The following is a 12,522-nucleotide window of genomic DNA, read 5'->3' on the forward strand; positions in this document are numbered from 1 at the left end:
ACCATCTAACGGATGTTTTGACATCATCGCTCTCATTCCTTTCAATAGCATTGAATTCGTTTTCAATTCTATTATAAAAGAAAAGACTGTAAACATCATCCAAAAAGGGACTTTGTCTACAGTCTGAACCACCCGTTCACACGGGTGGTTTTGATTAGACTGAGGGAATATAAAATGTTCGCTAGTAAAGCGTGCGATCCCAAATCTAATGTTTTTATGCGTAAGATTTAACTAACAGTGATTCTTTTAATTCAGCTAACAAAGCTTCGATCAATTGATACCCATATTCTTCTAGGTCGTAGAAGATCTCGATCCGATAATGGCTTTTCAAAAATGATCGGTCTTTTAATTGGTTGATTAATAGTTCATTATTCCGGCCGTTGATGAAACGATAACTTTGAACACATTCAGACGTTTCCCGGTCAAAGAGTTTTTTGAATGCTCGATAGGAAAAGAAACTAGCATCGGTGTTTTTATGATGCACATGGTTCAAAGCAAGTAAAGTGTTGAGCAAGTCAGTTTTTTCTGCGTCTTCTAAATGAGCCAAAAAATCGTGAGCGACTGAATCGGAATCCAACATCTTTCCTTCCTCCCTTAAAACTACGATTAATTAAATACTAGCATGCTTGAGTGGAGCTGTAAACGTTATCTCGTGAAAAAAATAATTCTTGACCAGACAACTTCGAAAATAAACCCGAACGATTTAAAATAAAAAAATAAAAATATACGATAAAATGTTGACCGAATTTCAGTTGGTTGATAAACTGAACTCGAGTTAATAAACGAACGATAATTTTGTTATTGTGATTTATCGTTCAGAATAAAGGAGCGTTTAACGGTGGAAAAAGGCGCATTGAGCTATGAAGGAAAAGCAAAAAAGATTTATCAAACAGATGATCCAGCATTTTTTTGGGTGGAATATTTGAATCAAGCGACAGCTTTGAATGGAGCAAAAAAAGATCAAATTGCAGGAAAAGGCGAATTAAACAATCAAATTACCGGTTTGATCTTTGACGCATTAAAAACTGCGGGAATTGAAAGTCATTACGTCAAACAATTGTCCTCGACCGAGCAATTGATCAAAAAAGTCGCGATCATTCCCTTAGAAGTCGTCGTTCGAAATGTAGCTGCTGGTAGTTTTTCCCGTCGCTTGGCAATTGCTGAAGGGACGCCATTGAAGTTTCCAATCGTTGAATTTTATTTTAAAAATGATGCGCTAGATGACCCGATGATCACAGAAGATCAAATCGAAGTGTTAGAGATTGCGACAAAAGCGGAGCTCGCAGAATTAAAAACGCTGGCATTAGCCGTGAATCAAGCACTACAAAAAATTTTTGCAGTTTGTGGGATCACATTGATTGATTTCAAACTAGAATTTGGGCGTCAAACAGATGGAACGATCTTACTCGCTGATGAGATCTCACCAGATACTTGTCGTTTATGGGATACTGCAACGCAAAGTCATTTAGATAAAGATATTTACCGCCGAGAATTAGGCGAGCTAGTACCGGTTTATCAAGAAGTTTTAGATCGTTTAAAGGAGAGTGTGGCATGTATTTAGTAAAAGTGTATGTGACGTACAAAGATTCGGTTTTAGATCCGCAAGGTGAAGCAGTCAAAGGAGCCGTTCATCGTTTAGGTTATGAAGAAATCCAAGAAATTCGGATCGGTAAATATTTTGAAATGAAGATTGAAGCTAGTTTGCGTCCTGTAGAAGCGATGGTGGAAGAAATTTGTGATCAATTGTTAGCTAACGTCAATATGGAGACCTATCGTTTCGAAGTCGCTTTACTGGAGGAAGTGTAAGATGAAATTTGCAGTCATCGTATTTCCTGGTTCAAACTGTGATTTAGATTTGTATTGGGCAGTGAAAGAAGTGCTGGGAGCTGAATGTGAATATGTTCGTTCAGATGAAACAAGCTTAGCTGGCTTTGATGGCGTGTTGTTGCCCGGAGGCTTTTCTTATGGCGATTACTTACGTTGTGGTGCGATTGCTCGTTTTGCAGCGATCATGCCGGAAGTCATCCGACTGGCTAATGAAGGTCGACCCGTTTTTGGCACTTGCAATGGGTTTCAGATTTTGACTGAAGCAGGTCTGTTGCCCGGAGCCCTTAGAAAAAATGCTTCGCTGAAATTTATCAGCCAAGTCACACCGATCAAAGTGGTCAATGCTAAAACGCGTTTTACGAGTGAGTACGAACAAGGCGAGGTCTTGCAATTGCCGGTCGCACACGGTGAAGGTAATTATTATTGTGATGACAAAACACTCGCTCGTTTAAAAGCCAATGATCAAATCGTTTTTACGTATGCGGAAGAAAATATCAATGGCAGTGTTGAAAAAATCGCGGGGATCACAAATGAAGCGGGCAATGTGTTAGGCATGATGCCCCATCCAGAACGAGCGGTGGAAGAGTTATTAGGCAGTGCGGATGGCAAACGTTTCTTTACTTCGATCTTAAAAAACTTTGGAAAGGTGAACGCTTAAATGATGACGATGACTGAACCAACACCGGAATTGATCAAAGAACAAAAAATTTATCGCGAGTGGGGTTTAAGCGACGCGGAGTATCACTTGATCACGGAAAAAATTTTAGGACGTTTACCAAACTATACGGAGACGGGGCTTTTTTCTGTCATGTGGAGTGAGCACTGTTCGTACAAAAATTCTAAACCCGTTTTACGAAAATTTCCTACTAGTGGACCACAAGTTTTGCAAGGACCTGGTGAAGGTGCCGGGATCGTTGATATCGGAGACAACCAAGCAGTAGTTTTTAAAGCAGAAAGCCATAACCATCCTTCTGCTGTTGAACCATATGAAGGTGCTGCTACAGGTGTCGGCGGAATCATCCGCGATATTTTTTCCATGGGCGCACGTCCAATCGCGGTATTAGATTCACTGCGGTTTGGTGAATTGGATAATTCCCGGACGAAATATTTGTTAGAAGAAGTCGTTGCGGGCATTTCAGGTTACGGTAATTGTATCGGCATTCCAACTGTTGGTGGCGAAGTAGCCTTTGATCCATGTTATGAAGGCAATCCACTGGTCAATGCTATGTGTGTCGGCTTGATCGACCACCAAGATATTCAAAAAGGACAAGCAAAAGGCGTAGGAAATTCGATCATGTATGTCGGAGCGAAAACAGGACGCGATGGCATCCATGGTGCGACTTTTGCCTCAGAAGAATTCATAGCAGGTGAAGAACAACAACGTTCGGCGGTCCAAGTCGGAGATCCGTTCATGGAAAAACTATTGTTAGAAGCTTGTTTAGAATTGATTTTGCACCACGGTGATTTATTAGTGGGGATCCAAGATATGGGGGCAGCTGGACTTGTTTCTTCCAGCGCTGAGATGGCTTCGAAAGCCGGTTCAGGATTAAAATTGTATTTAGATGATGTACCGCAACGGGAAACGGGGATGACTCCTTATGAGATGATGTTATCAGAGTCCCAAGAACGAATGCTGATCTGTGTTAAAAAAGGCAAAGAACAAGCGGTGATCGACTTGTTCAAAAAATATGAGTTAGATGCGGTCACGATCGGTGAAGTAACCGATGATGGCTTGTATCGGTTATATCATCACGGAGTCGAAGTGGCGAATCTACCTGTTGATGCACTGGCTGAAGATGCCCCGGTTTATCAAAATGAGCAACGCGAACCGGAACGGATCAAAGCGTTTGCTCAATTGTCGGATTTTGTTCCTACGATCGAGGATGCGACGACGACATTACTAAATTTATTGCAGCAGCCAACGATCGCTTCAAAGAAAATGATCTACGAAACGTATGATTCACGTGTGCGGACGAATACAGTCGTCGCTCCTGGCAGTGACGCGGCTGTTTTACGCGTGCGAGGAACCAATAAAGCACTGGCTCTAACGATGGATTGTAACGCCCGCTATTTATATTTAGATCCTGAAATCGGCGGACAGATCGCAGTGGCGGAAGCGGCTCGAAATATCGTCGCAGCTGGCGGGAAACCATTAGCGATCACAGATTGTTTGAACTACGGCTCACCAGAAAAACCAACTGGCTTTTGGGAGTTGTGGCATTCAGCAGATGGGATCGCAGCTGCGTGTGAATTGTTAGAGACACCCGTCATTTCTGGGAATGTTTCTTTATACAACGAGACGAATGGTCAGGCGATTTATCCAACACCGGTCATTGGGATGGTGGGCTTGATCGAAGACTTGGCGCACATTACTACGCAAGGATTTAAAACTAGTGATGATTTGATTTATCTTGTCGGACAAACGAAAGCCGACTTTAATGGTTCTGAGATCCAAAAAATGCAGTTAGGTAAAATCGAAGGTCGTTTGCCATCGTTTGATTTAATGTATGAAAAAACAAATCAAGAAAATGTTTTAGCTGCGATCCAACAAGGACTGGTCGCCAGCTGTCATGATTGTTCAGAAGGTGGGGTGGCAGTTGCCTTAGCTGAAGCGGCCTTTGAATATGAGTTGGGGATCGACGTTACGTTACCTTTGCCAAAAGAACAATTATTTGCAGAGACGCAATCACGCTTTGTGGTATCGATCGATCCAAAAGATCAAGCCGTCTTTGAACAGATCGTGACAGAAGCGAAATTGATCGGTCGCGTAACGACAGCTGATCAGTTGAAGATCCGAGCCCAAGACGGTCAGATCTCAGTTGCAACGACAAAGGCTAAAGGAGTTTGGGAGGAAGCCATTCCATGTTTAATGAAGCAAAAAGTTTAAATGAAGAGTGTGGTGTGTTTGGGATCTGGGGTCATCCAGAAGCTTCTTCGGTCACCTACTTTGGTCTGCACAGCTTGCAACATCGCGGACAAGAAGGTGCTGGGATCGTATCCAATGAAGCTGGGACCCTTCACGGTTATCGTGATCTCGGCCTTTTGTCAGAAGTGTTCAAAGATGAACGACAATTAACTGCTTTGACTGGTCAAGCAGCGATCGGGCATGTCCGCTATGCTACCGCGGGAAATGGTAGCGTCGATAACATCCAACCATTTTTGTTCAAATTTTTTGATGGCGATATCGCACTAGCGCACAATGGCAATTTGACTAACGCCAAAAGTTTACGCACCGCACTAGAAGAAGGCGGTGCGATCTTCCATTCTAATTCCGATACAGAGATCTTGATGCATTTGATCCGCCGCAGCCAACAGTCAACTTTTTGCGCACGCTTAAAAGAAGCTTTGAATACGGTCAAAGGTGGCTTTGCTTATTTAGTCTTGACTGAAGATGCTATGATTGCTGCGCTAGATGCGAACGGGTTCCGTCCTCTTTCGATCGGGAAAATGGTCAATGGTGCATATGTCGTGGCCTCTGAAACGTGTGCGTTAGAAGTTGTCGGAGCAGAATTTATTCGCGATGTCCAACCAGGTGAACTCATCATAATCAATGATGAGGGGATCACGATCGATTCTTTTACAGAAGACACGCAGCATTCGATCTGTTCGATGGAATATATTTATTTTGCGCGGCCGGATTCAAATATCGCAGGCGTCAATGTGCATAGCGCACGAAAAAATATGGGGCGCCTATTAGCAAAAGAAGCGGGCGTTGAAGCAGACATGGTAGTCGGTGTACCCAATTCATCATTATCTGCTGCTAGCGGTTATGCGGAAGCTTCGGGGATCCCCTATGAGATGGGCTTAGTAAAAAATCAATATGTCGCTCGGACATTTATCCAACCGACGCAAGAATTACGCGAGCAAGGTGTACGGATGAAATTATCTGCTGTTCGGGGAGTCGTTGCGGGTAAACGTGTGATCATGGTAGATGATTCCATCGTTCGTGGGACCACGAGTCGTCGGATCGTCAACTTATTAAAAGAAGCGGGCGCAAAAGAAGTCCATGTGCGGATCGCTTCACCGCCATTGCGCTATCCTTGTTTTTACGGGATTGATATCCAAACACGGAAAGAATTGATCGCGGCTAATCACACAGTCGAAGAGATTCGGGAATGTATCGGTGCTGACTCATTAGCATTTTTAAGTGAACCCGGCTTGATCGAAGCGATCGGGCTTGACTTTGCTGAACCTTATTCCGGTTTATGTATGGCGTATTTCAACGGTGATTATCCAACGCCTTTATATGATTATGAAGAACAATACCAAGCCTCGTTAAAAGAAAAAGTTTCGTTTTTTTAACAGGTAGTGAGGAGCGAATTTTGTGGGAAATGCGTATTCAAAGGCCGGTGTCGATGTGCAGGCTGGTTATGAAGTCGTCGATCGAATCAAACAACATGTACAAAAAACCGAGCGGCTCGGTGTAATGGGAGCTCTAGGAGGATTTGGCGGCTGCTTTGATCTTAGCGGTTTTCAAGTTCAAGAACCTGTGCTAGTTTCAGGAACGGATGGTGTAGGAACTAAACTATTAGTAGCCATTGAAGCAGATCAGCATGCGACAATCGGAATCGACTGTGTCGCGATGTGTGTCAATGATATCGTTGCACAAGGCGCTGAACCGTTGTACTTTTTAGATTATATCGCGACCGGGAAAAATGTTCCCGTCCGGCTTGAACAAGTAGTCAAAGGTGTCGCAGACGGTTGTCAAATAGCCGGCGCTGCTTTGATCGGTGGTGAGACAGCGGAAATGCCCGGGATGTATGGTGAAGCCGAATACGATTTAGCTGGTTTTGCAGTTGGCTTGGCTGAAAAGAGCCAACTGATCACCGGTGAAAAAATCAAAGCGGGAGATATTTTATTAGGTCTACCGGCTAGTGGGATTCACTCAAATGGTTATTCGTTAGTGCGAAAATTATTTTTTACTGATTATGACTATCAGCTGACAGATTATGTGTCAGAGTTAGGACAGACATTGGCAGAAGAACTACTGACACCGACGAAAATCTATGTGAAAGCAGTGCTGCCTTTAGTCAAAGACAATTTAGTCAATGGAATCGCGCATATCACGGGTGGTGGATTTATCGAAAACTTGCCGCGGATGTTAGCCACTGATTTAGCCGCTGAGATCCAACTGGGGTCATGGCCAGTTTTACCCGTTTTTGATTTGATGGCTCGTTTAGGCGCGATCCCAGCTGATGAAATGTATGAGATCTTTAATATGGGAATCGGGATGGTTTTAGCTGTCAGTCCAGAAAAAGTCGCCGCTGTCACTGAAAGTTTAGCTGCTAATGGTGAAGTTTGTTATCCGATCGGGCAAGTGAAAGTAAAAGAAACGAAGGCTGTCGTATTAAAGGAGTCAACTAAATGAAAATCGCAGTCTTAGCTTCAGGAAATGGATCGAATTTTGAGGCGATCGCTAACGCAATCAAAACAGGTGAACTTGCTGCGGAGTTAAGCTTGGTTTTTTCTGATCATCGCGATGCATTTGTGTTAGAACGGGCTAAAAAATTAGGTATCCCCAGTGTCAGTTTCGAACTCAAAGAATTTCCCGATAAAAAAAGTTATGAGACGCAACTGTTGCGTGTGTTGCAAGCAAATGAAATCGAGCTAGTCGTTTTAGCGGGCTACTTGCGACTGATCGGTCCAACCTTATTAGCCGCTTTTCCGCAAAAGATCCTCAATTTACATCCGGCGTTATTACCGGATTTTCCCGGACTGCATGGGATCAAAGACGCTTTTGAAGCCGGAGTTAGCCAAACGGGAGTCACGGTTCATTATGTTGATAAAGGAATGGACACCGGGCCAGTCATCGCGCAAGCTGTAGTGGACTTAGAACCAGACGAGACGTTAACTAGCTTGGAGCAAAAAATCCATGCCGTCGAACACCGACTCTATCCTCAAACAATCGCGCAAGTGATTAAACAAGAAAAGGAGCAAGTACATCCATGAGAGCATTGCTAAGTGTATCTGATAAAACTGGTATCGTAGAATTTGCGAAAGGATTAGTTGAAGCAGGCTTTGAATTAGTTTCGACTGGTGGAACGAAAGCTGCGTTACAAGCTGCTGGGTTAGCGCCGATCGCAATTGAAGAAGTGACGGGCTTTCCCGAAATGTTGGATGACCGAGTCAAGACGTTGCATCCTAAGATCCATGGTGGATTACTTGCGCGACGTGATCTAGCTAGCCACACGCAAGCGTTAGTCGACCATGAGATCACACCGATCGACTTAGTATGTGTCAATCTTTATCCTTTTAAAGAAACGATCACACAATCAGATGTCACCGAAGAAGCTGCAATCGAACATATCGACATCGGAGGCCCGAGCATGCTGCGTTCAGCTGCGAAAAATTTTGCGGCGGTCACTGTCGTAGTCGACCCGGCGGATTATCCGGTCGTCTTAGCTGAACTGAAAACGTCGGCTAGTACGAGTTTGACATTGCGGAAAAAATTAGCAGCTAAAGTTTTTCGCCAAACAGCAGCGTATGATGCATTGATCGCCGATTATTTGACGCAATCTGTCACCAGTGAACCAACAGAAAAACTAACGCTGACGTATGACTTGAAGCAAACGTTGCGTTACGGAGAAAACAGTCACCAACAAGCGGCCTTTTATCAAACTGCGTTACCGGTTGCTTATTCGTTAGCTAACGCGCAGCAGCTACATGGTAAAGAACTATCTTATAACAATTTAAAAGATGCGGATGCTGCGCTTCGGATCATTCGGGAATTCACCGAACCAACTGTGGTGGCGTTAAAACATATGAATCCGTGCGGGATTGGATCTGGTCGTGATATTTATGAAGCGTACCAGTTTGCTTATGAAGCCGACCCGGTCTCGATCTTTGGTGGGATCGTGGTTGCCAATCGAACACTGGATGTCAAAACGGCCGAAGCTTTGCATCATTTATTTTTAGAGATCGTCATCGCACCAGATTTCGAACCCGCAGCGTTTGAAATCTTAGCAGCGAAGAAGAATCTGCGTTTGCTGACATTGGACTTTAGTCAAGCTGAGCAAGCCAGTCAAGCTGAAGTCGTTTCTGTTTTAGGCGGTGTACTCGTTCAAGAACAAGATCGCGCTTTGGAAACAAGTGATACGTGGCAAGTCGTTACTAAACGCCAACCAACTAAAGCTGAACTTACGGCTTTAGAATTTGCTTGGAAAACGGTGAAACATGTTAAGTCTAATGCGATCGTCGTAGCAAACGAACATCAGACATTAGGCGTCGGTGCTGGTCAAATGAATCGGGTCGGCTCCGTTAAGCTCGCTTTAGACCAAGCTGCTGATAAAATGGATGGTGCTGTCTTAGCAAGTGATGCTTTTTTCCCAATGGATGATAGTGTCGAATACGCAGCACAACACGGAATTAAAGCGATCGTTCAGCCTGGTGGTAGCATCAAAGACCAAGCCTCCATTGAAATGGCCGACCGTTATGGTGTCACGATGCTCTTTACCGGCACACGACATTTTAGACATTAGGAGGACGCCATGAAAATTTTAGTGATTGGTTCAGGGGGGCGTGAACATGCGATTGCCCAAAAATTTTTAGCGAGTCCTCACGTCACGAGTGTCTTTTGTGCACCGGGCAATCCTGGAATGGCATTGGACGGGATCAAACTAGTTCCAGTGACTGAAATGGCCTTTGCTGGTTTGATCGATTTTGCTAAACGAACGAAGATCACATGGACTTTTGTCGGTCCCGAACAGCCACTATTAGCTGGGATCGTGGATGCGTTTCAAGCGGCGGGCTTAGCTATTTTCGGACCGAATAAAGCCGCTGCTATGATCGAAGGTTCAAAAGAATTTGCAAAGCAGTTGATGATCAAACACCAGATTCCCACGGCGGCCTATAAAAGTTTTTCTGATTATGAAAGTGCCTGGGAGTATGTGCAACAACAAGGAGTGCCGATCGTCATCAAAGCCGATGGTCTGGCAGCTGGCAAAGGGGTCGTAGTCGCAGAAGAGTTGGCGACGGCCCAACAAGCTTTAAAAGAAATGCTCCAAGCTAAAAAATTTGGCGCGAGCGGGCAAACGGTCGTGATCGAAGAATTTTTAACCGGGGAAGAATTTTCGCTGTTAGCTTTTGTGAAAGAAGAAGAAGTCTATCCAATGGTGATCGCGCAAGATCATAAGCGAGCATTTGATCACGATCAAGGACCTAATACCGGGGGGATGGGTGCTTACTCACCCGTGCCGCAAATCAGTGAAGCTGAAGTGTTGCAAGCAGTCGAAACGATCGTTCAACCAATGGCCCGGGGAATGGTAGAAAATCAGACACCATTTACCGGCATCTTATATGCAGGTTTGATCCAAACCGCGACTGGACCAAAAGTGATCGAATTCAACGCTCGGTTTGGTGATCCGGAAACGCAAGTGATCTTGCCTCGTTTAAAAAGTGATCTAGCTGCAGTCATTGATGATTTGTTAAATGATCGAAAGCCTACCCTTGAATGGGCTGAGACTTGTTGTGTCGGCGTCGTCTTAGCTGCAGCTGGTTATCCGAATACGTATCAAACAGGCATGCCGCTTCCCATTTTTGATGCCAGTGTTATGACGTACTATGCCGGGGTGGCTGAAAAAAATGAGCAGTTGGTAGCAAATGGCGGACGCGTTTTATTAGTTGCGGCTACAGCTGAGAGCATTGAAGCAGCTAAACTAAAAGTTGAACAAGCGTTGCAGACTCAAAAAATGGCAAATTATTTTTATCGACATGATATTGGAGCGAAAGCAATCCAATCAAATGAGAATTGATCTTAGAAACCGAAGTATCGTCTTAAAGGCGGTTTTTCGGTTTTTTTAGTCCTTGGAATTCTTTTCATGACAAAAGTGATTTCTTTATGTTAAAATACAAATGAAAAAATGATTAGATGGAAGTAGTAAAATGAAAAGCAAACTGATCATGGCGGCGCGATCAAATGAAGCAAACGAAAGAGGCGAGTCCCCATGGAAAATAAATGGCAAACGACGCGGTTAAAATCAGAAAAACCAGATTTGCAACAGATCATGGCTTTTTTACCTAACCCGAAATATCTAAAGATCATGTTAGCTCAATTGGATCGACATTATGAACCAGCGATCAAAATTATTTTTCGGAAGCAAGTCGGCTGGTATATCAAGATTGAGCAATTTGGTGGAACATTAGGTTTTGTGATTATCCACGATGATTATTTTTCTGTCGTGGTGCCTTTGCCGGATTTTGCAGACGATTACTTAAGACCGATGTTACCGGTGATGTCAGCAGAGTTTAAACAAAAGTATCGCCAGCTCACTGCACAAACCCATCAGTTGGAGTTGAAAGTTTCGTCTGAAGAAGAGATGGAAGACGTTATCTATTTAGTGAGCTTACAAGCAAAAAAATTACGAGAAAACCGTTAGTGAGTTTTAATGTTCGTGTTTTTAGGATAAGAAAGAAAAAAGTCCTTGCTTTTTAAAACAAAATAAGGTAAATTACATAGGGCGTTGTTACTGCCCTATGTTTTTTTTGAAAAATTTTGTGTGCTGTATAAGCGAAATCGCTAACTGTGCCAGGAGGACAACTATGAAAATTTTTGATTATGAAGATATTCAACTGATCCCGAATAAATGTATCGTAACGAGTCGCTCTGAGTGTGACACGAGTGTTACGCTAGGTAAACATACTTTTAAGATGCCCGTAGTCCCAGCTAATATGCAGACGATCATCGATGATACGATTGCAGAATTTTTAGCAGAAAATGGCTACTTTTATATTATGCACCGTTTTTATGAAGCCGAACGAATCCCGTTCATTAAAAAAATGCAGCGCCGGGGCTTGATTACATCAATCAGTGTTGGTGTAAAAGCAAATGAATATGGCTTTGTGGATGAACTAGCAGCGGAAGGTTTGTGTCCTGATTATATCACCATCGATATCGCCCATGGCCATTCGGATGCAGTGATCAACATGATCCGTCACATCAAAAAGCAATTGCCGGAAACTTTTGTGATCGCTGGTAATGTTGGGACACCAGAAGCCGTTCGAGAATTAGAAAATGCTGGTGCTGATGCGACTAAGGTCGGGATCGGACCTGGTAAAGTTTGTATCACGAAGATCAAGACCGGTTTTGGGACGGGCGGTTGGCAACTGGCGGCTCTTAGCTGGTGTGCGAAAGCGGCGCGGAAACCGTTGATCGCTGATGGAGGCATTCGGACCCATGGCGATATCGCAAAATCAGTTCGCTTTGGTGCTTCGATGGTGATGATCGGTTCATTGTTTGCCGGGCACGAAGAATCACCAGGTGAAACGATGGTTGAAGACGGTGTCGTTTATAAAGAATATTTCGGTAGCGCCTCAGAATTTCAAAAAGGCGAAAAGAAAAATGTCGAAGGGAAGAAAATTTGGATCCCGTATAAAGGTTCCTTGAAAGACACGTTAAATGAAATGCAGCAAGATCTTCAGTCATCGATCTCTTATGCCGGCGGAAAAGATTTAGAAGCGATCCGCAAAGTCGATTACGTCGTCGTGAAAAATTCGATCTTCAACGGTGATACGATTTAATAAAAGTTAACCCGCAGGAACAGTTCAGATCATTTCGATCTAGCTGTTCCTGTTTTTTTTGTGGGCTAAGGGATTATAAAATTTTCACTAGTAAACTCTTGTCGTCCTATAAAATTTTTTAGCTGTCCGAACTAGCTCAGGCAGCTTTTCTTGTGGACTAGTTGACAGTCGTTAAACTTT

Annotated in this window: 12 protein-coding genes; 11 read left to right on the forward strand and 1 reads right to left on the reverse strand. The window is 43.7% G+C overall.

Annotated elements, in window-relative coordinates:
* Positions 1-214: 214 nt before the first annotated feature.
* Positions 215-580 carry a hypothetical protein gene (locus GVJ38_RS02745; protein WP_159721643.1) on the reverse strand — a complete coding sequence of 122 codons (366 nt, stop codon included), beginning with the start codon at positions 578-580 and terminating at the stop codon, positions 215-217.
* A gap of 258 nt (positions 581-838) precedes the next feature.
* Here GVJ38_RS02745 and purC point away from each other — a divergent pair, with 258 nt between their 5' ends.
* From purC to guaC, 11 genes are all read left to right on the forward strand, one after another.
* Entirely contained in the window at positions 839-1,561 is a 723-nt protein-coding gene (gene purC / locus GVJ38_RS02750; RefSeq protein ID WP_159721644.1) for a phosphoribosylaminoimidazolesuccinocarboxamide synthase, read from the forward strand.
* Positions 1,552-1,806 (forward strand): phosphoribosylformylglycinamidine synthase subunit PurS, encoded by a 255-nt coding sequence (gene purS, locus GVJ38_RS02755; protein ID WP_159721645.1) that lies wholly within the window; start codon positions 1,552-1,554, stop codon positions 1,804-1,806. The genes purC and purS overlap by 10 nt, the downstream gene beginning before the upstream one ends.
* Before the next feature lies 1 nt (position 1,807).
* Positions 1,808-2,485 carry a phosphoribosylformylglycinamidine synthase subunit PurQ gene (purQ, locus tag GVJ38_RS02760; RefSeq protein ID WP_159721646.1) on the forward strand — a complete coding sequence of 226 codons (678 nt, stop codon included), beginning with the start codon at positions 1,808-1,810 and terminating at the stop codon, positions 2,483-2,485.
* Positions 2,486-2,488: 3 nt separating this feature from the next.
* Positions 2,489-4,714, forward strand: coding sequence for a phosphoribosylformylglycinamidine synthase subunit PurL (gene purL / locus GVJ38_RS02765; RefSeq protein ID WP_159721747.1), 2,226 nt, complete (start codon positions 2,489-2,491; stop codon positions 4,712-4,714).
* Complete coding sequence (gene purF, locus GVJ38_RS02770) at positions 4,690-6,129, forward strand: amidophosphoribosyltransferase (protein WP_159721647.1); 1,440 nt, start codon at positions 4,690-4,692, stop codon at positions 6,127-6,129. Before purL ends, purF begins: the two co-directional genes overlap by 25 nt.
* 22 nt (positions 6,130-6,151) lie before the next feature.
* A complete protein-coding gene (gene purM / locus GVJ38_RS02775; RefSeq protein WP_159721648.1) occupies positions 6,152-7,195 on the forward strand; it encodes a phosphoribosylformylglycinamidine cyclo-ligase in 1,044 nt (347 codons plus the stop codon).
* Positions 7,192-7,776 carry a phosphoribosylglycinamide formyltransferase gene (purN, locus tag GVJ38_RS02780; protein ID WP_159721649.1) on the forward strand — a complete coding sequence of 195 codons (585 nt, stop codon included), beginning with the start codon at positions 7,192-7,194 and terminating at the stop codon, positions 7,774-7,776. Before purM ends, purN begins: the two co-directional genes overlap by 4 nt.
* The gene (purH, locus tag GVJ38_RS02785) at positions 7,773-9,305 is read left to right on the forward strand and encodes a bifunctional phosphoribosylaminoimidazolecarboxamide formyltransferase/IMP cyclohydrolase (RefSeq protein ID WP_159721650.1); all 1,533 of its coding nucleotides are present in this window, start codon (positions 7,773-7,775) and stop codon (positions 9,303-9,305) included. Before purN ends, purH begins: the two co-directional genes overlap by 4 nt.
* Positions 9,306-9,314: 9 nt before the next feature.
* Positions 9,315-10,577: a phosphoribosylamine--glycine ligase gene (purD, locus tag GVJ38_RS02790; protein ID WP_159721651.1), complete on the forward strand. Its 1,263-nt coding sequence runs from the start codon at positions 9,315-9,317 to the stop codon at positions 10,575-10,577.
* 192 nt (positions 10,578-10,769) lie between these two features.
* Complete coding sequence (locus GVJ38_RS02795) at positions 10,770-11,201, forward strand: DUF3788 family protein (RefSeq protein WP_159721652.1); 432 nt, start codon at positions 10,770-10,772, stop codon at positions 11,199-11,201.
* A gap of 163 nt (positions 11,202-11,364) precedes the next feature.
* Positions 11,365-12,342 carry a GMP reductase gene (guaC, locus tag GVJ38_RS02800; RefSeq protein WP_159721653.1) on the forward strand — a complete coding sequence of 326 codons (978 nt, stop codon included), beginning with the start codon at positions 11,365-11,367 and terminating at the stop codon, positions 12,340-12,342.
* The last annotated feature ends 180 nt before the right edge of the window (positions 12,343-12,522 follow it).

The organism is Enterococcus sp. CSURQ0835 (assembly GCF_902706605.1).
Taxonomy (GTDB): domain Bacteria; phylum Bacillota; class Bacilli; order Lactobacillales; family Enterococcaceae; genus Enterococcus_A.

Excerpts from the sequence above, each read along its gene's own strand:
- GVJ38_RS02745 (WP_159721643.1), bottom strand. The coding sequence starts at position 580 with ATGTTGGATTCCGATTCAGTCGCTCACGATTTTTTGGCTCATTTAGAA.
- purS (WP_159721645.1), top strand. The coding sequence starts at position 1,552 with ATGTATTTAGTAAAAGTGTATGTGACGTACAAAGATTCGGTTTTAGAT.
- purQ (WP_159721646.1), top strand. The coding sequence starts at position 1,808 with ATGAAATTTGCAGTCATCGTATTTCCTGGTTCAAACTGTGATTTAGAT.
- purL (WP_159721747.1), top strand. The coding sequence starts at position 2,489 with ATGACGATGACTGAACCAACACCGGAATTGATCAAAGAACAAAAAATT.
- purF (WP_159721647.1), top strand. The coding sequence starts at position 4,690 with ATGTTTAATGAAGCAAAAAGTTTAAATGAAGAGTGTGGTGTGTTTGGG.
- purN (WP_159721649.1), top strand. The coding sequence starts at position 7,192 with ATGAAAATCGCAGTCTTAGCTTCAGGAAATGGATCGAATTTTGAGGCG.
- purH (WP_159721650.1), top strand. The coding sequence starts at position 7,773 with ATGAGAGCATTGCTAAGTGTATCTGATAAAACTGGTATCGTAGAATTT.
- purD (WP_159721651.1), top strand. The coding sequence starts at position 9,315 with ATGAAAATTTTAGTGATTGGTTCAGGGGGGCGTGAACATGCGATTGCC.
- GVJ38_RS02795 (WP_159721652.1), top strand. The coding sequence starts at position 10,770 with ATGGAAAATAAATGGCAAACGACGCGGTTAAAATCAGAAAAACCAGAT.
- guaC (WP_159721653.1), top strand. The coding sequence starts at position 11,365 with ATGAAAATTTTTGATTATGAAGATATTCAACTGATCCCGAATAAATGT.